The following is a 20,569-nucleotide window of genomic DNA, read 5'->3' as shown; positions in this document are numbered from 1 at the left end:
TGCTGGGCGGAACCGCTTCAAGTTTCCCGCATGGATTGTCCCTTTTCAAGAGAACGTTCACATTGTGGTCAAACGTTTTTTCAGCGAAGAAGGATCCGGCTCGGATTCGGGACGTGCGATCCGTTGGCCGGATACTTGGCTCTGCAATCCCGCGGTCTTTACCAGGGTATGAAAAAAGCTTCCTTTCGGAAGCTTTTTGATGGAGCGGACAACGGGACTCGAACCCGCGGTCTCAACCTTGGCAAGGTTGCGCTTTACCAACTAAGCTATGTCCGCAAGTGTTTTCCACCGTGGTGGGCAACGAGTAGAAAATATACATGAAGCATGCCAACTCTGCAAATTACGGCGTGTCGCGCTATTTTCCAACGATAAAGCCGATATTGCGTCATGGTCCGAGGAGCCGGCGCCAACGATGCGGCCGGCGTTCCGACCGACCTTGTCCCCCAGTGCGTCCTGCTGCCGAATGCCTTGCCGTTCCGCCATCTGCGCCCCATCGTTCTTCGCGTTATGGCAGACACCCATTATCCAACCGCGGCGGATAAGGCAGATGGCGTTGGGGAAAGCCGAACATAAGCTGTTGACGCGGATCGAAGGCGACTAGGCGTCCCACAGGCAACGGGCGAGATCGACGCGCAGTCCGGAAGCCCCGGCGTTCGAGTCTTTCATCTCGCCCGACTCGCTGAGTTCGGACATGCCTTTCGGGAGTATGAAGGCAACGCCTTCCTCTTCGAGCAGAAGCCGCTGTCTTTCCGGACCGCCGAACGCGAATCCGGGTGCCAACGAACCGTCTCGAAACACCACACGATGACACGGAATCACGCCCGGTTCAGGGTTCGAATGCAGGGCATAGCCGACGAAACGCGCGTTGCGCGGCGCTCCAGCCAAAACCGCAACCTGCCCATAGGTGGCGACTTTGCCCTTTGGAATGCGCCGCACCACCTCATAAACACGCTTATTGAACAGCCCTTTCTCCATCATCGCCCCTTTCCTGGTCAATAAATCCACCATGACTGACCTTACTATGCCCATTATGGTCTTGTTTTTCATGATGGAAGAGGCATGATGAACGTTCCGGTCATTTATGGTTGCGGGCGTTCGGTATGATGTTCGATTGGCGTTTGGCTTTATGAAAACGATGGGCAGGCCGTTATGTGCGGCACGGCCAGTTTGGAACGACAGTAACGAAAGTGCAGAGGTGTTGAGGCATGGCAATTGAAGCGCAGGAGCTTGAGATTCAGATCGGCGCGCGCACGTTGCTGCATCCCACGAATTTCCACGTCGCCAAGGGCGACAAGATCGGTCTGGTCGGACGTAACGGTGCCGGCAAGACCACGCTCACCCGCGTGATCACCGGCGACATGCTGCCCACCGCCGGCAAAGTGCGTGTATCGGGCAAGCTCGGCTATCTGCCACAGGACACGCATGCCGCCGATCCGGAACAGACCGCGCTCGACCGCATGATGAGCGCGCGAGACATCGCATCGATCATCAGTCGTATCCGCAAGGCCGAAAAGGAGATGACCGATCCGGATCCGGACGTCATGACCCGCGCGATGAACCGTTACGACAAGGCCATGCAGGATTTCGAAAAGGCCGGAGGCTATGCGGCGCAATCCGAGGCGACCGCGATGGCCGCAAGCCTCGGTCTGCCGCAGGAAGTCATGGGCCAGCAATTGGGCACGCTTTCCGGCGGCCAGCGTCGTCGTATCGAACTGGCCCGCATCCTGTTCTCCGACGCGGACACGCTGATCCTCGACGAGCCGACCAACCATTTGGACGCCGACTCCATCGAATGGTTGCGCGGCTACCTGAAGAAATACGAGGGTGGATTCCTGGTCATCTCCCACTCCACCGAACTGCTCGACGAAGTGGTCAACAAGGTCTGGCATCTGGACGCGCAGCTCGGCCAGATCGACATGTATTCCCTCGGTTGGAAAGCCTACCTGCACCAGCGTGCTGTGGACGAGGAACGTCGCCGTCGCGAACGTGAAGTGGCAGAGAAGAAGGCGGAACGCCTCATGCAGCAGGGTATCCGCTTGCATGCGAAGGCAACCAAGGCCGTGGCCGCGCAGAACATGATGCGTCGTGCGGAGAAACTTCTCGAGAACACATCCGAGGCACAAAAGCAGGAGAAAGTGGCGGATATTCGGTTCCCGGAGCCGGCTCCGTGCGGTCGCACGCCGATCATGGCGAAGGACGTTTCGAAAGCGTACGGTTCGAACATCGTGTTCGCCGGCGTGAACTTGGCCATTGATAAGGGTTCGCGTGTGGTGATTTTGGGATACAACGGTGCTGGTAAGACCACCACCCTTCGTCTGCTCGCGCATTTGGAAGAGCCGGACACCGGTTCCGTGGATTACGGTCACGGCTGTAAGATCGGCTATTTTGCACAGGAACATGACACGCTTGATTTGAACGCCACGGTGCTCGAAAACCTCATTCACGTGGCCCCGGAACTGAACGATACGCAGGCGCGTTCGATTCTTGGCTCGTTCCTGTTTTCGGGCGATGATGCGTTGAAGCCGGCCCGTGTGCTTTCCGGTGGTGAAAAGACCCGCTTGGCGTTGGCGACATTGGTGACGAGCCGTGCGAACGTGCTGCTGCTTGACGAACCGACCAACAATCTTGATCCGGCTTCACGCGATGAGATCCTCAAGGCCATCGCCAAGTATGAAGGCGCCATTGTGCTCGTCACCCACGATGAGGGTGCAGTGCAGGCATTGAACCCTGAACGTGTGCTGCTCATGCCTGACGGCGACGAAGACCTATGGAACGACTCCTATCTGGAACTGGTCGCCGAAGAGTAAACCGAGTAATTCGAGTTTTATTGGGATTGAAAATGCCGGACGCGAGAAACGTCCGGCATTTTCTTTTCGCATGCGCTTCACAAGTATTCGACGATCCACAAACTTGCCTTGGGACCTGCGAACAATCCATGGCTTGCAAGCGGTCCCGACTCATGAATCGCATGTTGATTGCCAATTGTCGGCTTGAGCCGATTTGTTTGTCTGGAAGTCGCCATGCCAATCGTCTGAATCATTTTCGGATTTCGCCACGCATCCCCTAGCCTCCGCGCTCCTCTTGCGAAGGCAACGTGTGGAACAGGCCAGAGGGACGCGACCTGTGCACAAGCCTTCATCGGCTTCGATTGGTGAGCGGCTCCCAAGGTTCAAGCTCAACCGGCTGATCGTCCAGTATTTCGCGCGTGGCCTCGTCAAGATACTCTTTGCGAATGATCAGTTCGGTAACATAACGGTCGAACCAAGCATCGGACGCCACATAATAGCCATCCTGACCATTATCCTTACCCCAACTGTTCTCCACCTTCCAACGATTCGGGCGACCATCCTCATCTAAATTCACGCCGGTCAAAGTCATGGCATGATTGCTTGGGCAATCGCCATACTCCAACCCCCTAGCCTTGTCGAACGTGAATTCCGTACCGAAAAGCTGGTCAACGCGCACGGTATCGCAATCAAAGAAGCCATCGCCACGCAGCGAAAACTGCATGCAATCACAAGCGAACCAAATCGGATGACCACCACTGATCTGGTCCACGGCAGCCTTCTTGAACACGTCAAGAGGCACGTTCACGAACTCCATATCACCCGCCTCAGCCACATTGGCTGAAAAACGAATACGATACCGCTTGCCAAACGGACGGCTTTCCACCGGCACATTGCACAACGTAACCAGATCGTTCACGTCCACCGGCACGTACTTCTTGTAAAACTCCATCGGAGTGATGCCGAACTCACGAATCTGCGGACGCTCATCCTTACCGGTCTTCGCAGCCTTTTCAGACGAACCATCCCCCGCGGTTTTCTTCTTGGCATCATCCTTGTCATCGCTCATACGCGCAAGAAAATCAAAACGCTCCGGAGGCTCCCCCAGCGCGATCGCACACATGCGATACACCGTGGCCATATCCTCATTCTTCAACGCACGCAATTCATCCAGCGACGTTCCAGCCGTATGACGATCACGCAAATCGGACGCGAACTCACGCAGCTTCGTATTCAAATACTGCTTGAACGCATCCGAATTCCTCGAATTAGCCGACTCCGGATAAGCGCTCTTCGGCACCAAACCATACTTGTTCACCAAATCGGCGAACATCTGCCACCAACCACCATCATCGGCCGGACCATAATTAATCGCCTCGAACACACGACTATCCAACGGCTCATCCAACGTGGCAAGCACATTCTCCAAATACGTGTTCGACTTCTCCATCGCATCCCAGAAAAATAGGTAGGTTTCCGAAAACTCGAAGTCCTCCAAATTCCAACGATGCATCAACTCATAACGCAACGTATTAAGCGCCGCAAACATCCAACAACGCCCCGAACTACGCTGATTGGTGATACTCCCCTGCTTCAGTTCAATGGAGAAATCATTCTGCAGTACGCGCTCGCCCTTGTAGTCGGTAGCTGCGGCAAGTACGCCGGACGATACTGCCGCATTGGCGGCCACCAGATTGGCTCGGTCAGCGTTGAAGTCCACGGAATACTGTTTGAGCAGCGCTGGGTCGAGTGCTTTGACATCACTCATGGTTTATGGTCCTTTCGATGTGTTTGATTTCGGATTCTATGCCGCGTAAACGGCAACGCAGGTCGGATTCCACGTCCACGCCGTCGCGTTGCGCCTTGCGTATGATGGCGATGATTTCGTCGGCATAAGGATGACTGACATCATGCTGTTCGCCCGTCCGTCCTGCGTTTGGATTGAATGCGGTTTCGAGCTGGTCACGATACTGCGATTTGTGCACTCTCGATACGATTTTCGTGGCACGTGGCAGTGCGCCTTGTGCGTGGGAGATGCCTTCGAGCACGGACTTGCGATGCTTCTCTTTCTGCTTCATCGCTTCCCACAGTTTCAGCGTATCTTGTGCGCTTTCCGGTGCCGGTACGGAATCGTCGGCAGCATCGTCTGTTTGGAAGACGTGCGGATGGCGGGTGATGAGCTTGTTGACGAGACGATTGCACACTTCATCGATATTGAACGGATCCTGCGCATCCACGGCACATACTTGCGCTTGGAAGACGGATTGTAGCAGCATGTCGCCGAGCTCCTCGCGCATATTGTCTCGATCGTTCGTTTCCACGGCGTCGATGTATTCGTAGGTTTCTTCCAACAGTGGTTTAAGCAGGCTTGTATTGGTCTGTTCGCCGTCCCAAGGGCATCCGCCTGGTTCGTGCAGAATGCGTACGACTTGCTTGACACGGTCTAACGCGCTAGGTGCATCGCGTACAGGGTCAAGTTTCGAACAATGCTCGAATCCTTCGGGCAACTGGTAATCATCATGTGCAGCTTCAGTCATGCCACCGATTGTTCTCGCATGTGCCGACCATGCAGCTGCAGCCGACAGCGGGCAGATTCCTCCAGTCGGTGGAGGAATCGGTACGTTCACGGTCGCCTCGATGCGGTCGCCGAGGAGCCCAACGACAGGCCACGGATCGGATGCCGGAGAAGATACGTGCGCACAAGCTCAAGGAGACACCTAATAAGAAAGCGTGCGAAAAGGAGGAGCTGGCACTCCGAATTCGTCGGAATGCCAGCTCCTCATGAAAAGCCCGTATCGTCGTTTCACCCTCTACGGTTCATGACCGTAGGCACATTGCACGCCGCTACGAAACGATTTTGTGGTCGGTGCGGTAAAGGTCGGGCTCTACGTAGATTTCGAAACGGAACCATGGCAGTGCGGCACGCACGCTTCGTTCGATCTTGTTCACGGTTTCAACGTCGTAGTCGCGGTCGAGCTTGCTGGTCTGCACTTTGACGCACAACAAAATATCGTCTTCGGACATGTGCACGGTCTGCATATTCAGCAACCGCTCCACACCAGACGTCGAAATAACGGCCTGCTCAATCTTCTTTCGAGTATCCGAATCGACGGCCTCGCCAATCAGCAACGAACCCGATTTGAACATCAGCAGCAGCGATCCAGTAATCAACACAAGACCAACCATCAAACCGCCGAGCGCATCAAATATCTCATTATCGAGCAGAATCGCAAGACCGATGCCCGCCCCTGCGAATGCCAAACCGATCAGAGCAAGCGTATCTTCCATGATGACGGACGCGAGCTCCGCTGACTTGGTGCGCCTCCAGAAACGGAACACACCCATATGGGCCACACCCGTGCGCTCCATACGCTCGTTGGCTTCCTTGATGCTTTGATACAGGCCGTAGCCTTCCAGACAAGCGCTGACAACCACCACGATGAACGCCACCAGCAGTTCCATCTGGTTGACGTCACGCAAAGCGGGATTTTCGGCAATGGCGAACAGTTTCTTCACCGCCTCGGAAGTGGAGAAGAAACCGCCGACGAAGAACAGTAGCGTCGCCACTACGAACGAAGCGAGATATTTAGCGCGATACAGGCCGAACGGGTGATCACCGTCCGTTTTGTGCTTGGAGAAACGCCCGCCTGCCATGAGCACGATTTCGTTGGAGCAGTCGGCGATGGAATGCACCGATTCGGAAAGCATTGCGGACGATCCGGTGAAGAACGCCGCGGCGAGTTTGGCGATGGCCACGCCGATATTGGCTCCAAGTGCCGCTTTTACGGCCGCTCCTTGATGCTCTGCCTCTTGTTGACGAATGTCGTTCGTATTGTTCGCGCTACTGTCGTTGGAATCTTGCGATTCGTTCATTGCCTTTCCATTTCTTTCTGGGGTTAATACAAGACATGTTCAATCATACATAGGGCGTTGCCATAGGGTGCCATTGGGATTGATACGTTCGCAGATTCAGCGGAAAATCACTTTCTTGCACAGCGGATATCCCCATGCGAACTGGCATGCCATGGTCATGAACTTCACCAACACCGCGTTCCATCCGAATGCGGAAGGCAGCCATGCCAGCATGGTGGAACCAAACAAGTAATTCCAAATCCACAGCAGAATGAACAATGCCACACTGCGTCCGAAATTGCTGGACGATTTGAACGTGACATTGCGGTTCATCAGAAAGTTATACGAAGCCGATAGCGTGATGGCCACGCCGTTCGCGACAGAAGACGGCACGGTAGCAGATGCAATAGGATGAACGATCCGAATTCCACAATGGTTTGCGTTGCGGAAACCAGCAGATACTTGCCTAAGGTTTTCGGCTTTTTCGTTTTGCCCCGTACCGTCGATTCGTCTGGCCCGTTTGCCTCATTCCGTTTGATGCCGCCCATACATATAACCTCTTGCTTTGATTTGATGGAGAACACTATAACGTCCCGTCTCACATTCTCGTCTTTTTGATGCATTGCTTCGGGAAACTGACTAATCTTCGTTAGGTATTTTTAACTGTCAGCAAAAGGAGCATCCAATGACGTATTCCCAGAACGCGCCGTTCCGCGCCGACGTGGTCGGCTCATACCTACGTCCGGCAGAGCTCAAGAAGGCCCGCGCCGATTTCGCAGCAGGCAAGATTGACAAGGCCGCCCTCAAGGCCGTGGAAGATAAGGCCATTATCGAACTGGTCGCCAAGCAGAAGGCTGCCGGCCTGCATGTCATCACCGACGGTGAGTTCCGTCGTGGCTGGTGGCATCTCGACTGTATGTGGGGCTTCGCCGGCGTGGAAAAGGTGTCGATGGACAAAGGCTATTTCTTCCACGATGAGGAGACCCGCGCCGAATCCGCACGCCTGACTGGCAAGATCGCGTTCGACCAGAATCACCCGTTCATCGAGCATTTCAAGTTCATCAAGCAGTTCGAAGACGACACTGTCGTCTCACGCCAGACCGTTCCGGCCCCGGCACAGCTGTATGCGGAGCTGTTCCGCCCGGAAAACATCGCTTCCGTGCACGAGTTCTACGGCGACACCCAGAAGGATTACGACGAGCTTGCCGATGACACCGCCAAGGCCTTCCATGGTCTGATCATGGCGCTGTATGAGGCCGGTTGCCGCAACGTTCAGCTGGACGACTGCACGTGGGGCATGTTCTGTGATCCGAACTTCAACCAGCATTACACCGCCGACGAGTTCGCCGCCATGCAGGAACAGTATGCCGCCATGAACAATGCCGCCATCGAGGATCTGCCGGAGGATCTGGTAATCACCACGCACGACTGCCGTGGCAATTACCACTCCACGTGGGCTTCCGCCGGCGGATACGCCACTGTGGCCGACGTGCTTTTCGGCAAGGAAAACGTCGCCGCCTACTACTTGGAGTTCGATGACGACCGTTCCGGTGACTTCGAACCGCTCGCCAAGGTTTCCGGCGACAAGCAGGTCGTGCTCGGCCTGATTACCTCCAAAAAGCCGGAACTTGAAGATCCGGAAACGATCAAGGCCCGCATTGCCGAAGCGGCCCAGTATGTGCCGCTCGACCGTCTGTGCCTGTCCACCCAGTGCGGTTTCGCCTCCACTGAGGAAGGCAACAAGCTCACCGAGGAACAGCAGTGGGCTAAGATCGCGCTCGTACAGTCCATCGCCAAGGATGTGTGGGGCGAGTGACGCCCGCACACGAGTAGCAATATACATAGAGGGACCGTTTGCCAATCTAATCATGACTGGCAAACGGTCCCTTCCATATCGGAGCGAGCATCAAGCAAGGATCGAAGCAAGCTATCCAGGCATCGGTTGATGTAAAACCTTACTGCAATCAGCCCTGCATCTGATTCGCGGCATCATTAATGCAACGAATCGCATTCAGCGTACGCGGATACCCGATATACGGCATGCACTGCGAAATGACGGCAATCAGAAAAGCCTTCTCATTGCCGATGCCCATATTGGCCTTCGCATGAGACGTCAGCTGCGGCTCGCAACCGCCCTGCGCGGCAAGGAAGCACAACGTGATTATCTCGCGTTCGCGATTGTTCAATCCTCCGCGCGTGTAATAGTCACCGAAGCAGTTGTCGGCAAGCCACTTGTTGATGTGTTGTGTCTCTTCGGGGCCGGATTGCGCGAATCCACGCATATGCTCGCCGAAGAGTTCGATCTGCTTGTCTTCGCCCGCCTTGGCGCGTGTTTCCGGCGTGGTGGTGCCTTGCGATTCGAGTGGTAGATGCACGTTGGCCGCGCCGAGGAAGTTGTTGAGCTTCTTCAGGAACGGCAGGGTTTTGCCGAAACCGCAGTAGGCGGTCGCCTGATACACCATTTCCTTGATGGCGATGGAGGACAGTCCAGTTTCGTAGGCCACCGGCAGCATCATTTCGAAAGCGTCCAGTCCCTGAACTCCTACCAGCACGGCGAGGATGGCCAGAGAACGGGTTTTGTCATCCAGATCAGGATGGTTCGCTCCCGGTTCGTTCACCACTTCGTCATAAGCGAAATTCGAGAAGAATTCGATGAATTCCGGATCGGTTTGTGACAACGTCCTGTCATTATTCCAAAACGAATTCATCCGTTTATGCAGCTCTTCGAACAAGACTTGCTTCCTTTCGTTTGATTTGCGCTTATTCTATCGTCGGCATGTTGCTCAGACTTCGCCGATGCGCAGCAGCGACTTTACGGTTCGGCGCTCGTCCATGGCCGCGTACGCTTCCTGAATATCGTCGAGCGTGTATTCGGAGGTGTAGACGATGCCCGGATTGATGTTGCCGTCGAGCACTTCCTTGAGCAGTCGATGCATATCGTACGTGCGCACTGGTGCCGGACCGCCGCGCAGACCGACGTTGCGGTAGAACAGTCCCGGAATGTCGGCTTCCACACCGTGCGGCAGGCCGACGCGGCCGACCACTGCGCCTGCTCGCGCCACCTTCATGGCGGTGTCGTTCGACAGCGCGGATCCCACGCATTCAAGCACTGCGTCGGCACCGTAGCCGTCGGTCATTCCCAGCACCTTGTCCACGGCCTCGTCGCCACGTTCCTCCACGAAATCGGTGGCGCCGAATTCGCGTGCGATACGCTGGCGGTCAGCATGGCGGCTCATGGAAATGATGCGCGTGGCGCCCATCAGCTTGGCGGACAGCACGCCGCACAGGCCGACCGCACCGTCGCCGAACACGACCGCGGTGTCCCCCAGCTTGATTTCGGCGGAAGCGGCCGCATGATAACCGGTCGACATCACGTCAGAGAGGGTGAGCAGCGATGCGAGCATGTCGTCGGAGAAGCTCTTCGCGTCGCCCGGAACGACCACCAGCGTGCCATTAGCTTCTGGCACGCGCAGGTATTCCGCCTGACAGCCCAGTCCCTCATCGCCGAAATATCCGCCATGGGGGCAGCTGGATTCGAAGCCGGCCTTGCATACCGGGCACTTGCCGCAGCTGAATGGGAACGGCACGATCACGAAATCGCCCGGCTTGGCCACGGTCACATCATCGCCGACCTGCTCGACCACGCCGATGGCTTCATGACCGGCCTGGGTGTTGGGTTCCTTGCTGCCGTCGCGGTAGAACCACAGGTCGGATCCGCATACGCATGCGCGTACCACGCGGATGATGGCGTCTCCCCCATCGATGATGGTCGGTTCGACATGTTCCTCACATGCCATCTGCTTGACTCCCTTGAAGATCGCTGCCTTCATGAGTTGCTCCTTTGTTGTACGAATTGAATTAAGGTAACGTCTGCGATGACGCCTCGACTTATGCGTCAGCCTTGCTACGAATCTGTTTTTTCACTGTTTCGATGACATCGTGGTTTTCTTCCAGAAGTCGTTGCGCTTCGTCGTCATGGCCTTCCGCCACGGCACGCCAATACAATGTTTTGAGGGAAACATAGGCTTGCTGCATGCGGATGCTTTCGGCTTTTGCGGCCAAACGCAACGCCTGCGCGTCCAGTAGCGCCATTTGCCTGCGCGCACCTTCGGTTCCGTCGAAACGGTTTTTCAGATACTCGCGCATGGCATCAAGCGGCATGCCAGTCGCAGACAAGCAGGAAATAGTAACCAACGATTGAATGTCTTCGTCGGTGTAGGCACGATGGCCAGAACTTGGGTCACGTGCGATCGGGGCAATGATGCCGATCTGCTCGTAGTAGCGCAAAGTGGATTCGGGAAGTCCGGAAATCATGGATGCCTCACGAATCGTATGCCATGTTGTGGTACTCATACCCTGCACTGTAAAAACTTAAAGTGCTTGAAGTCTACTTGGCGTGTCGCATGCTATCGGATAGCAAAAGAACCTGTAATCCTAGAAATTAGCTAAGTTGCGTCTGCAAAGAGTAACTGACGTGTTCATCGCAAGGAACATAGGACCATGATGTTTTGGCCGACTGCCGTCTCACGACAAGAAGCTCTTATGCTGCTGAGTTTAATGAAATCGTGCGGATCAGGTGTGCTGGACTGGGCCGTACGCCTGGATTTGGCGTACTTGTAACGGTATTTTGAACACAGGGAGATCCATGATGCATGTTCGGCAAGCAGCATGTCGTATAATGCCTTTCGTCGTTCCTGCCCGAGCCGCGCAGGTCGAGGAACGGCCCACGGCGACTGCCGCGATCTCCGACTCACGGTGCGCGGCATCGACCAACGCAAGGATTCATTATCATTATGGCGAAGCCATTCTCTGAAATTCATAATACGGACGCGAAGCTGTCGAAGCAGGTAAGGCAGTCTTTGAAAACAACCCAAGGAACACGCAAGACCCTCACGTGGCGTGTGGTCGATATCGTGGTCGGCGCGGCAGTAGGCGTGATGTCGGGAGTGATGTTCTGGGTGTTCGACGGCCTCTCGTATGGTCTTTTTCCGTTGCTGACTTTGATTCTTCCTGGTTCGGCGGCGCTGCTTCATGCTTTGTTCTACTTCCCCGCCACGCTGGGTTCCCTGATCGTGCGCAAGCCGGGAGCTTCGGCCTATGTGCTTTTAGTCGCATCGTTCGTCGAGGTGGTGCTCGGCACGAAATACAACGTGAGCCTGATTGTGATCGCGTTGGTGCAGGCGGCAGCCGCGGAAGCGGTATTTGCGTTGTTCCGCTACCGTCGTTGGACGCTCGGCGTCACCATTCTGTCTGCTTTGTCGGTTGGAATCGTCTACAACTTCTATCTGCTGTTCTTCTACTATCAGGCATTCTCGTTCTTCAGCCCGCGAGGCATCATCGGCACCATTTGCGAGCTGCTCAGCGCGGTGGCATTCGCCGGTTTCGGCTCCTGGGGAATGTATTGCGCTTTACGCAAGTCAGGTGTTCTGTCGCGATTCGCTTCCTCGCGTAAGGAACATAACGAGGAAAACGTCTGAAAGCACGTTTGAAAGCATTCCTCGACCATTTTTAAATTATTTTTCCAAATAAATCTCATTAGTTTTACTGATCAAAAGGGCACAACGCCGGTTGCGACGTTGTGCCCTTTTATACTGTCCGCAGTGCTATCACTGCGGAATCTTCGGAACTGGAATCTTCGAACTCGAAATTCCCGGAATCAATCGGCGGTGATCAGCTCGCTCGAATCCATGTCGAAGTCGGACATGGCAAACGAGCGGATCGCCGGATCCTCATACGTGTTCATGTAATACGTGTTGGTCTTTCCGGAATAACCGCTGGTGAACAGCGTACGCTCGAACTGGCCGTTGCCCATCTTGGACATGCCGTCAGCCATCTGTACGGAAGCCAGCGTGTGGAACAGACGAGACACATTGGCGGACTCATTGTTCTGCTGTGGATAGTGCGTGTTGGTGTAGGCGACGCGTACGAAACGCGACGGCGAACTCACGTCACCGGGAATGCCATGCATGCTCACGCCGGCACCCCATGCGCTCAGTTCCGCCTTGCCCCAAGTGGTCGGTTCCGCCATTTCGTTGCTCACGCACATGTAGTTGCGCAGGTTTTCCATATGGAAGTCGAAGGTCGGCTGGTTGGTGAGCACGTCCACATCGTCATGATGAACGTGCATGCCGTCAGACATCTGCTCGATGACGATGCTTCGGGTACCGTCACCAATGAACCAGTGCAGCAGGGATTCCTGCTGGCCGGGCACGACCTGCGAAACGAGCGTCACGTTCTTCAACGCTTCTTCGACTTCGTCGACACTGTCGAAATTGCGCGCCACCCACAGCGGGAATTCGAAGGTAGCGACGTTTTCGGTTCCTTCGACCGGCTCGTGCACAAAGGAGGCGTATCCGGGGAAGTTCAGTCCGGCAATGGCCAGGCCATGCTCGTTGGCGCAGTCGAAATACATGGGGCGGTCGGCCAAGACCACGCCCACGCCGATCACCGCATTCGGTTCGTTCTTGCCTTCGGCCCCATAGACATAGTCGTACTGGTAGCCTCGCGGAGTGACCAGAATGGTCTCGCCGTAGGAGAAGCTCCAGTCGAGATTACGGCCGAAATACATGTTTCCCTCATCGTCGGAGAAACGAACACCAGTGCACATATGGACTCCCTTCCATGATTTGCCGTGGTTTTCTTGCTTGCGTGTTCATGGTAAACGCCGCTTGCTGGGAAAATCTTAAGTTTTGCTCGTGGAAGAACCTGCTTTGGCTACCTCATCCATAGTATCGTTCTCCTCAATCATGAATTTCGTGTAAAACGTGCCTGCCGCAATATCCGGGTTATTGGCCAAAAGTTCCTATAAGCCGAGAACCTCGGCATCTTCGTTGATTCCTCGAATATGACGATGAATATGACAAAAGCCCTTGGTTTCCAAGGGCTTTCAAATGGCTCCTGCGACTGGGCTTGAACCAGTGACCGTCCGATTAACAGTCGGATGCTCTGCCAACTGAGCTACGCAGGAATGCGCTGTGCACAAGACAAAAATGTTACACCAAAACTTGTGGATTGCAAATCTTCAGCGTGTCACATGCGTGTTTCGGCTTGCAAAACGTTTCCATTCGATGCCTTCAGCCCAATCTCACATGGAGATCTTCGTTAATGGCATAGCCGAATCGATTGCGAAATCAGGGCTTGACGGGGCCACTCCAGCCTCTACCAGATTGACTCCCAGCATGGCCACCATGGCGCCATTGTCGGTGCACAGTTTAAGCTGCGGCACGCGTACCTCGACACCATATTCCGCTCCAACCTCCAACAGTTTGGCGCGAAGCTGCGAATTCGCGGAGAAGCCGCCTCCCACAATCAACGTCTTCGAATCGTACTGCTCACAGCCGCGCATCGCCTTCTTGGCGAGCACGGTCGCCACGGAATCCGCCAATGACGCGCACACGTCATCCACGGGAATCTCATTGCCTTGCGCCTGCTGTTCCTCGATCCAACGCGCGACGGCCGTCTTCACGCCGGAGAAGCTGAAATCGTACGGATGCTGCTGGCCCGCTTTGCCTTGGGTGAGTCCTTGCGGCACCTTGATGGCGTGCGGATCACCCAATTGCGCATGACGGTCGATATGAGGACCGCCCGGATATGGGAAGCCCAGCAGGCGGGCGACCTTGTCGAAGCATTCGCCGGCCGCATCATCAAGCGTTGTGCCGACCACGTCGATATGGCGTGCGACATCCTCGACATGCAGCAGAGACGTGTGCCCGCCGGAAACGATCAACGCGAGCGTGTCTTTGGGGAACGGACCGAACTGCAGTTGTGTGACTGCGATATGCCCAATCACATGGTTGATGCCGTAAATCGGCTTGTTCGCCGCCCAGGCAAGCGATTTCGCACCGGACACGCCAACGGCGAGGCAGCCAGCAAGGCCGGGACCCGCGGACACGGCGATCGCATCGACGTCAGACAATATCATGTTCGCGTCAGCCAACGCCTTGGAAACGCATGGCACGAACGCTTCGGCGTGGGCGCGTGACGCGATTTCAGGAATCACACCCCCGTAACGTGCGTGTTCATCCATGGAGGACGCGACGACGTTGGAGATCAGGGTGCGCCCCTGCACTACCGCGGCCGCGGTCTCGTCGCAGGTGGATTCGATGCCGAGTACGATTGGTTCGCTCATTGCTACTCCGTTTGCTGCTTTGCTTGCTGTTCCGTTTGGTTGTTCTGTTTTATTGTTCCGCTGCTGCGAAGCCGACGATCCTCGGCTCAAGATCAAGGCTCATGGTGTATGCGTCGATGCCTTCGGGCTGGTAGTAGCGTTTGCGCAAGCCCATTCTGGCAAAACCGAACCGTTCATACAGTGCCAAGGCCGGAATATTGTCGACGCGCACTTCAAGCAACATGCGTTGCGCCCCCTGCTCGCGCGCCCGCGCAATCAACGCTTCCATCAATGAAGCCGCGATTCCCCGCCGTTGGAACTGCTTGCCGACGCCGATCGTCATGATTTCCGCATCATCACCGTCATACCAGAAACCGGCATAGCCGCGCACGACAGGCTGTTTTTCGGCAGTATCGGCCGCAGCCGATTCATCGACAACTGGCCCGTCTGCTGCAGCGCAATCCACAATACCGAAATCATTAATATCGAACAGATACGTGCGTGCCGGCGCGTGGAATTCCTGACGGATTGACTGCTCGCTCCACGCTCCCCTGCCGAACAGGTCCGCTTCCAGAGCGGCCATCTGCGGCACAACGATTTCCTCGTCGATATTCGTATGGTCAACGATCATGGGCCTGCCGTCACTCCGTACGTTCCGCACCGGCATGGTTGAGCACATGCTTCAACGGGTTCGGCACCGACACGTCCGGCCTGCGCAGATACAACGGTTCGATCGGCTCCGGATTCGCCAAAGCCTGTTGCGAAGTGGCGAAGGCCGCGAAACGTTCCAGTCCAGACGTGCCCTCGTCGAGCAGCGCATGGTCGCTCACCATGCCGCCTTCGGGAAGACTTGCCCACGATTGCGCGTATTTCGCCGCTCCATGGCCGATGACATCGACCACATATTCCACGTTTGTATCTGACTGGCGAAGCTGTTCCACTACCTCGTTGACACGTCTTGCGATCGATTCGGGATAGTCGATATCCATGTCGATCAGGGTTTTCACATAGCCGCTTTCAACGTTTGCGTCACGGTCTTCGCCTGCGCTGCCGCCGACCTCATAGCCGTTGCCGTCCAGCAATGTGAAATACAGCTGCTTGCGTCGCGCATCGTTCACGGCGAGCGTCAGATGATGGCGGCCGTCACGCTCCGCGTCGCGCACAAGCACCTGCGGGGAAAGCACATTCTGCCCGATAAGCTGCGCACCGGTGGCGAAGGCGAGCGCTTTGGCTGCGACGATTCCTGCGCGTAGTCCGGTGAAGGGTGCTGGTCCGATGCCGACGATGATGCGGTCGATGTTTTTCGGTGTGAGGCCGGCTTGTTCCACGGTTGCGGCGATGTTCGCCTGTAGTTTTTCGACGTGGGTGCGTGAGTCGGTTTCGATGATGGGGTCGTGTCCGACCATGCCGACGGTTGAGCCGTATGAAGTGTCGATCACCAGTGTCTGCATTTTGTGGAAACTCCTTATGCCAAGCTGGGAACTACTGTACAACCGATGCTGGAATCGTGGTTGCTGGCTGTGTTTTAGCGGATTTTAGCGGATGTTGCGTGTGATGTTGAAGGTTTGCCAGGATTTGCCGACGGGAATGAAGGTTACGGTGCGTACGCCGTTGCTGGTGAGTTCGTTGCTGGCCGTATTGGTCGTTGTGTCTGTGCCGTCGGTGTTGAGTGGCCGGTCGATGTGGATTTCGAGGCGTTCCGGTGCGAGTGCGGCAGCCATTTGTTCGCCCCATTCCATGAGGATGATGGTGTTGTCGCTGGGGTCTTCGAGTTCTTCGTCGAGTCCGAGTGATTCGAGTTCGTCGAGTAGTCGTTCGACGGCGTTTTGGCCTGGGGCGTAGGCGTTGCCGCCGAGTCGGTAGGCGTCGACGTGTATGAGGTGGGCGGAGTTGCCGTTGGGGAATTGGCCTTCGAGTTCGCGCGCGATGGTGAAGGTTGGTGAGACGATGGGTTCGCTGATGTTGAGTCCTGCGCCGAAGCCTTGTGCGAAGGTGGTTTTTCCTGCGCCGAGTGGCCCGGAGAGGAGTATGATGTCTCCTCCGCGGGTGAGGCGTGCGACGTGTTTGCCGAGTTCGCGCATGGCTTCGCCGGTTGCCGCTTCAATGGTGACGGTTTTGGTGGTGTCGCTGGTTGCGTTGGTGATGCTGGTGGTGGCCTCGCTCATGTTAGTTGGTTCGTCCTTTGTTGCTGATCAGTTCGATGGATCGTTCCAGCGCGTAGACCGGGTCCGATCCGTTGGTTTTGCTTTGTTCGTCGGCCCATGCGAGCATTTGGATGCATCGGCTCATGCCGTCGGATGTCCATCCGGGAAGCTGCCTGGTGGCGTTTTTCAGCACCCATGAATTGGTTTTCGCTTCCGCCTCGCTGATGGTGCCGGAGCGTACGGCTGACGCCTTGGCCATGGTGCGTAGTTTCATGGCGAGCGCTCCGATGAGTGCGATTGGCGCGGTGCCTTGTTCGACCGAGGCGCGCATGGCGATGATGGCGTCGGCTGTCCGCCCGGAGAGTGCGAGGTCTGCCACGCGGAAGCCGTCTACTTGGGGGTTGGCGGTGAGGTATTGGTTGACGCGTTCCAATGTTATGGGATTGTCGTCGAAGTCGAAGCAGAGTTGGCTTGCCATGGCTGCGAGTTCGCCGGTTTTGTCGCCGAGTACGGCTACGAGTTGTTGTGCGGCCATGGGTTCGATGCGTCGGTTGCGTCGCTCGAAGCATTGTATGGTGAAGTTGAGTTTCGCTTCGGCTTTTTTGAGGTCTGCAACGGTTTCTTTGACGGCTCCGGCTTTGGTGAGTTGGTCGATGAGTCGTTTGCCTTTGATGCCGCCTTCATGCTGGCAGATGACGATGCTGGTTTCGGTTGGATTGTTGACGGCTTGCTTGCAGTAGGAGACCATGGTTTCGCCGAGTTTGTCGTCGGCGTTTTGCAGGTTGGATACGATGACGATTGACTGTTCGGAGAGCAGTGATGGGCTTACCGCTTCGTCGAAGGCGTAATGGTCGGCGTTGGTTGCATCGAGTTCGATGGTTTCCGCGTCGGGATGTTTGCGTTGCGCTTGGTGGCGCAGGTCGCGTACGGCTTGCTCGTTGAGGTACGGGTCGCCTCCATAGATGAGGTGGAAGGTCGCTGCGGATGGTTTCGGCATAGTATTCAATCTCGCTGTATCGGTGGACAAGATTCATTTGTTCCATTTCATGGTTTTGAGCGTGTTGTGGGTTCGTTCGCCCCATGCTTTCACGCGTTCGACGGGATTGTGTATGAGTCGTCGGCCTGGCAGGTTTGGTTCTGGTGTTGCGATGCGGAAGAAGAGTGTGCCGGCGAGTCGTGCGACCATGTATCCGACGGCTTCGACGAGGATGATCAGCAGAGCGCCGCCCGCGCCTCCGGTCCATGGAATGGTGGCTTGCTCTCCCGATCCGAGGTTGAGGGCCATGAGTTCCATGACGGCGGTACCCCAGGACGCCAGGTTGGCGAACATGGATCCCATGTTTGGCAGTATCCATGAGATGGCGAGGCTGGCGAGTCCAGCAAGTGTGGAAAAGCCCACGAAGGGTGCGACGACCAGATTGGCCGGAATGGAGTAGACGGGCAGTTCCGGTTCGATGAGCACTTGGATCGGCAGGGTGAACAATTGCGCGGCTATGGTCATGGCCATGGTCTGTGCGATGAACGCCGGCATGATCGGCGTGAGCCATGCGCTTAACGGCCCTGCGAACAGTACGATGCCGAGCACGGCCGCGCATGATAGTGCGAATCCGAAACTGCGTGACATGTGCGGATTGACCATGAGCATGCCCAAAGTGGTCCAGTTGAGGGCGGTCAAAGCCTGTGTTCTTCGCCCGAGGAACAGGAAGCCCGCTCCGGCCAAACCCATCAGCAGGGCTCGTGACACCGAATCGGAGGGGAACACGCACATCGACAGCATGATGTATGACATGCCGATGGCGATGGCCGTGACGCGTCTCGGCAATAGGAAAAACGAACAGGTGGTACGTATCAGAGTGGCGATAACCGCGAGATGCCCGCCGCTGACCGCCATCAGATGCAGTATGCCCGAACGTTGGAAGGCGTCTTCAAGCAGATTGGCGTATGTGGAATCAATGCCCGTGCCAGTCTTGCCATTGCCGCTGTCTGGTGGAATGTAATCCTGTCCGAGAATGCCTAATGTCAGTCCGGGAACAAGTACTTTTCCTTGGTCGGAAAGCCGTGACGTCTGTTCGAAAAACGCCTGCTGCATCATGTCGATGACGCGCAATGCGGGATTGGGTGCCCGTATGCGTTCCACGGAGGCGATGTCCGTCAGCCATAGCGGCATGGTACCGTATTGCGATATGGCGAGCGTGCCCCGCATCCGGTATTCGCCGCCTTGTTTGAGTGTGCCGCAGTCCGGCCGGTCCGCATAGACGCGCACCCGCATCATGCTTGGTTGCGTGACCTGGCTTGCCGTGATCGTCGAAAGTGTCGCATCGATCTGGCAATCGTTCGTACGTCTGTTCGAATTCACTGCGGGGGATGTCGTGCGTACCAGTGCAATAACGTCGCTTTCGCCGTTTCTGGCCGCGTACGAGGCCGCATCCCTCCATTGCAATACGTCGTAGGCCAACGCGGAAGACGCGCATGCCATCGCCGCGACCACGCATACGATAATGCTGAAATGCCGTGCCGCGACCGCCCGCCGCACGCCAACCGGCAGGCGCAGGATAGGAGACCGCATGAACGGCAATCCCAACAATCCCAATAATGCCAGCAATGGCACAGACAACACTAAAACGAGCGGAATCATGCCGAGTTTGCCTTCCTGTTCGACGCAGTAGTCGAATCCCGCATGCATGGTCAGACTCGCCGCCCACCCGCACAGGGTGGCTGGCAGCAGACGCCAATCCCTGCTCCCCTGCTCCCTATTCCGCCATTCGAACGTGTTTCCTCTCATCGTGCGCACACTTGGTCTCGGAATTTCGCCAGCGTTTTCTCGCCGATGCCTTTGACTTCCAACAATTGATCGACATTGTCGAAACGGCCGATCTGATTGCGGTAGTCGATGATGCGCTGCGCGGTCACCGGGCCTACGCCTTTCAAGGTTTGTAGTTCGTTGGATCCGGCGGTGTTGATATTCAACAGACCGTCAGCCGGATCGGAAGGTTCCGTTGGTTCGGATGTTTGCTTGTTCTGGCCGTTCTGTTCCATGGAAGGCTGCTGGTTTGGTGTTGTTGCCGCGGATGACGTCCCGTCTTTCGTGGTTCCGTTCGCCTGAGATTGTTTGGATTGCGTGATCTGCGTCTGTTGGAGTGCGCTGTAGTGGATGGCCTGTTGCACAAGCATGGTCAGACTTGCACACAGTGCGCACGACAGGGTGAATATGGCGATGACCGCGTGGATTGGCTGAAAGACGAGTCGTGGACGATCACGTTTGGGCCCGTCCTGTTCCGTCGGCGTGTCGGCAGGTTTGACTCCGGCCAGATCCCGCAATGAGGGTTTCGCAGGCTCCGACGTTTGTTCACGGGATATTTCAGGCGTTGCAGTTGCCGCGATTGCCACAGATGCTTCAGGGATTGCGGGAGGGACATGTTCGCTGCGAATGTTTTGCCCGCGCGCGTTCCTTTCATGCGTTTCGGGCATGCCAAGTCCACGCAGCCGCCGCGTGGCCGGCGATGTGATCTCGGCCTGCCTGTTCCGCCTGTTTGGCGGGGTAATAGTAATGCCCATGCATCCAAATTGGAGGATGCATGGGCATGCTGTCCAGTCGAAACGGCCCCTGTGGTCGGAGGATGCAAGTTATCCACATATTCGGCGTGTCGTTTTCTGCGGGAACGGTTCACATCCTGTTGGAA

18 protein-coding genes, 2 tRNA genes and 1 pseudogene are annotated in these 20,569 nt (G+C 56.2%); 3 read left to right on the top strand and 18 right to left on the bottom strand.

The window, feature by feature from the left end:
* Nucleotides 1-200: 200 nt before the first annotated feature.
* Nucleotides 201-276: transfer RNA gene (locus tag CE153_RS06340), tRNA-Gly, on the bottom strand.
* A gap of 321 nt (nucleotides 277-597) precedes the next feature.
* Entirely contained in the window at nucleotides 598-1,008 is a 411-nt protein-coding gene (locus CE153_RS06335) for an MGMT family protein (protein WP_374110527.1), read from the bottom strand.
* Nucleotides 1,009-1,205: 197 nt separating this feature from the next.
* Between CE153_RS06335 and CE153_RS06330 the strand changes: the two genes are divergently transcribed.
* A complete protein-coding gene (locus CE153_RS06330) occupies nucleotides 1,206-2,807 on the top strand; it encodes an ABC-F family ATP-binding cassette domain-containing protein (RefSeq protein ID WP_099571835.1) in 1,602 nt (533 codons plus the stop codon).
* A 328-nt stretch (nucleotides 2,808-3,135) separates the two neighbouring features.
* On the opposite strand, the gene CE153_RS06325 is transcribed toward CE153_RS06330, so the two are convergent.
* From CE153_RS06325 to CE153_RS06310, 4 genes and pseudogenes are all read right to left on the bottom strand, one after another.
* A complete protein-coding gene (locus tag CE153_RS06325) occupies nucleotides 3,136-4,554 on the bottom strand; it encodes an aminopeptidase C (RefSeq protein WP_099595591.1) in 1,419 nt (472 codons plus the stop codon).
* Nucleotides 4,547-5,323: a MazG nucleotide pyrophosphohydrolase domain-containing protein gene (locus CE153_RS06320; protein WP_099595590.1), complete on the bottom strand. Its 777-nt coding sequence runs from the start codon at nucleotides 5,321-5,323 to the stop codon at nucleotides 4,547-4,549. Before CE153_RS06320 ends, CE153_RS06325 begins: the two co-directional genes overlap by 8 nt.
* 307 nt (nucleotides 5,324-5,630) lie before the next feature.
* Nucleotides 5,631-6,659, bottom strand: coding sequence for a cation diffusion facilitator family transporter (locus CE153_RS06315; protein ID WP_099595589.1), 1,029 nt, complete (start codon nucleotides 6,657-6,659; stop codon nucleotides 5,631-5,633).
* Between the two features lie 96 nt (nucleotides 6,660-6,755).
* A pseudogene (locus CE153_RS06310) lies at nucleotides 6,756-7,186 on the bottom strand (GtrA family protein).
* 137 nt (nucleotides 7,187-7,323) lie between these two features.
* Between CE153_RS06310 and CE153_RS06305 the strand changes: the two are divergent.
* Entirely contained in the window at nucleotides 7,324-8,454 is a 1,131-nt protein-coding gene (locus CE153_RS06305; RefSeq protein WP_099595588.1) for a 5-methyltetrahydropteroyltriglutamate--homocysteine S-methyltransferase, read from the top strand.
* A 148-nt stretch (nucleotides 8,455-8,602) separates the two neighbouring features.
* On the opposite strand, the gene CE153_RS06300 is transcribed toward CE153_RS06305, so the two are convergent.
* From CE153_RS06300 to CE153_RS06290, 3 genes are read right to left on the bottom strand one after another with little or no spacing between them, the layout of a single operon-like run.
* Entirely contained in the window at nucleotides 8,603-9,370 is a 768-nt protein-coding gene (locus tag CE153_RS06300; protein WP_099571829.1) for a carboxymuconolactone decarboxylase family protein, read from the bottom strand.
* Nucleotides 9,371-9,421: 51 nt separating this feature from the next.
* Complete coding sequence (locus tag CE153_RS06295; protein ID WP_099595587.1) at nucleotides 9,422-10,468, bottom strand: zinc-dependent alcohol dehydrogenase family protein; 1,047 nt, start codon at nucleotides 10,466-10,468, stop codon at nucleotides 9,422-9,424.
* 58 nt (nucleotides 10,469-10,526) lie between these two features.
* Nucleotides 10,527-10,991 (bottom strand): MerR family transcriptional regulator, encoded by a 465-nt coding sequence (locus tag CE153_RS06290; protein ID WP_072043408.1) that lies wholly within the window; start codon nucleotides 10,989-10,991, stop codon nucleotides 10,527-10,529.
* A gap of 440 nt (nucleotides 10,992-11,431) precedes the next feature.
* On the opposite strand from CE153_RS06290, the gene CE153_RS06285 reads away from it, so the two are divergent.
* Complete coding sequence (locus tag CE153_RS06285) at nucleotides 11,432-12,115, top strand: ECF transporter S component (RefSeq protein ID WP_099595586.1); 684 nt, start codon at nucleotides 11,432-11,434, stop codon at nucleotides 12,113-12,115.
* A 179-nt stretch (nucleotides 12,116-12,294) separates the two neighbouring features.
* Here the strand turns inward: CE153_RS06285 and bsh are convergent, their stop codons facing one another.
* From bsh to CE153_RS08860, 9 genes are all read right to left on the bottom strand, one after another.
* On the bottom strand, nucleotides 12,295-13,245 hold the full coding sequence (gene bsh / locus CE153_RS06280) for a choloylglycine hydrolase (protein ID WP_099595585.1): 951 nt from the start codon (nucleotides 13,243-13,245) through the stop codon (nucleotides 12,295-12,297).
* Nucleotides 13,246-13,529: 284 nt separating this feature from the next.
* Nucleotides 13,530-13,605: transfer RNA gene (locus CE153_RS06275), tRNA-Asn, on the bottom strand.
* Between the two features lie 117 nt (nucleotides 13,606-13,722).
* Nucleotides 13,723-14,766, bottom strand: a complete 1,044-nt coding sequence (gene tsaD / locus CE153_RS06270; protein ID WP_099595584.1) for a tRNA (adenosine(37)-N6)-threonylcarbamoyltransferase complex transferase subunit TsaD — start codon at nucleotides 14,764-14,766, stop codon at nucleotides 13,723-13,725.
* A 49-nt stretch (nucleotides 14,767-14,815) separates the two neighbouring features.
* Nucleotides 14,816-15,376: a ribosomal protein S18-alanine N-acetyltransferase gene (gene rimI / locus CE153_RS06265; protein ID WP_099595583.1), complete on the bottom strand. Its 561-nt coding sequence runs from the start codon at nucleotides 15,374-15,376 to the stop codon at nucleotides 14,816-14,818.
* Between the two features lie 10 nt (nucleotides 15,377-15,386).
* Nucleotides 15,387-16,196, bottom strand: coding sequence for a tRNA (adenosine(37)-N6)-threonylcarbamoyltransferase complex dimerization subunit type 1 TsaB (tsaB, locus tag CE153_RS06260; protein ID WP_099595582.1), 810 nt, complete (start codon nucleotides 16,194-16,196; stop codon nucleotides 15,387-15,389).
* An 84-nt stretch (nucleotides 16,197-16,280) separates the two neighbouring features.
* Complete coding sequence (gene tsaE, locus CE153_RS06255; protein ID WP_099571821.1) at nucleotides 16,281-16,910, bottom strand: tRNA (adenosine(37)-N6)-threonylcarbamoyltransferase complex ATPase subunit type 1 TsaE; 630 nt, start codon at nucleotides 16,908-16,910, stop codon at nucleotides 16,281-16,283.
* A gap of 1 nt (nucleotide 16,911) precedes the next feature.
* Nucleotides 16,912-17,886, bottom strand: a complete 975-nt coding sequence (gene holA / locus CE153_RS06250; protein WP_099595581.1) for a DNA polymerase III subunit delta — start codon at nucleotides 17,884-17,886, stop codon at nucleotides 16,912-16,914.
* 33 nt (nucleotides 17,887-17,919) lie between these two features.
* On the bottom strand, nucleotides 17,920-19,671 hold the full coding sequence (locus CE153_RS06245; protein WP_099595658.1) for a ComEC/Rec2 family competence protein: 1,752 nt from the start codon (nucleotides 19,669-19,671) through the stop codon (nucleotides 17,920-17,922).
* Complete coding sequence (locus tag CE153_RS08860) at nucleotides 19,668-20,444, bottom strand: ComEA family DNA-binding protein (protein WP_180753428.1); 777 nt, start codon at nucleotides 20,442-20,444, stop codon at nucleotides 19,668-19,670. Before CE153_RS08860 ends, CE153_RS06245 begins: the two co-directional genes overlap by 4 nt.
* Between the last annotated feature and the right edge of the window lie 125 nt (nucleotides 20,445-20,569).

Source organism: Bifidobacterium sp. N4G05 (genome assembly GCF_002742445.1).
Classification (GTDB): Bacteria; Actinomycetota; Actinomycetes; order Actinomycetales; family Bifidobacteriaceae; genus Bifidobacterium; species Bifidobacterium hominis.
This window is presented reverse-complemented; position numbering and strand designations above follow the sequence as displayed.

Excerpts from the sequence above, each read along its gene's own strand:
- CE153_RS06335 (WP_374110527.1), bottom strand. The coding sequence starts at position 1,008 with ATGGTGGATTTATTGACCAGGAAAGGGGCGATGATGGAGAAAGGGCTG.
- CE153_RS06330 (WP_099571835.1), top strand. The coding sequence starts at position 1,206 with ATGGCAATTGAAGCGCAGGAGCTTGAGATTCAGATCGGCGCGCGCACG.
- CE153_RS06325 (WP_099595591.1), bottom strand. The coding sequence starts at position 4,554 with ATGAGTGATGTCAAAGCACTCGACCCAGCGCTGCTCAAACAGTATTCC.
- CE153_RS06320 (WP_099595590.1), bottom strand. The coding sequence starts at position 5,323 with ATGACTGAAGCTGCACATGATGATTACCAGTTGCCCGAAGGATTCGAG.
- CE153_RS06315 (WP_099595589.1), bottom strand. The coding sequence starts at position 6,659 with ATGAACGAATCGCAAGATTCCAACGACAGTAGCGCGAACAATACGAAC.
- CE153_RS06305 (WP_099595588.1), top strand. The coding sequence starts at position 7,324 with ATGACGTATTCCCAGAACGCGCCGTTCCGCGCCGACGTGGTCGGCTCA.
- CE153_RS06295 (WP_099595587.1), bottom strand. The coding sequence starts at position 10,468 with ATGAAGGCAGCGATCTTCAAGGGAGTCAAGCAGATGGCATGTGAGGAA.
- CE153_RS06290 (WP_072043408.1), bottom strand. The coding sequence starts at position 10,991 with ATGAGTACCACAACATGGCATACGATTCGTGAGGCATCCATGATTTCC.
- CE153_RS06285 (WP_099595586.1), top strand. The coding sequence starts at position 11,432 with ATGGCGAAGCCATTCTCTGAAATTCATAATACGGACGCGAAGCTGTCG.
- bsh (WP_099595585.1), bottom strand. The coding sequence starts at position 13,245 with ATGTGCACTGGTGTTCGTTTCTCCGACGATGAGGGAAACATGTATTTC.
- tsaD (WP_099595584.1), bottom strand. The coding sequence starts at position 14,766 with ATGAGCGAACCAATCGTACTCGGCATCGAATCCACCTGCGACGAGACC.
- rimI (WP_099595583.1), bottom strand. The coding sequence starts at position 15,376 with ATGATCGTTGACCATACGAATATCGACGAGGAAATCGTTGTGCCGCAG.
- tsaB (WP_099595582.1), bottom strand. The coding sequence starts at position 16,196 with ATGCAGACACTGGTGATCGACACTTCATACGGCTCAACCGTCGGCATG.
- tsaE (WP_099571821.1), bottom strand. The coding sequence starts at position 16,910 with ATGAGCGAGGCCACCACCAGCATCACCAACGCAACCAGCGACACCACC.
- holA (WP_099595581.1), bottom strand. The coding sequence starts at position 17,886 with ATGCCGAAACCATCCGCAGCGACCTTCCACCTCATCTATGGAGGCGAC.
- CE153_RS06245 (WP_099595658.1), bottom strand. The coding sequence starts at position 19,671 with ATGAGAGGAAACACGTTCGAATGGCGGAATAGGGAGCAGGGGAGCAGG.
- CE153_RS08860 (WP_180753428.1), bottom strand. The coding sequence starts at position 20,444 with ATGGGCATTACTATTACCCCGCCAAACAGGCGGAACAGGCAGGCCGAG.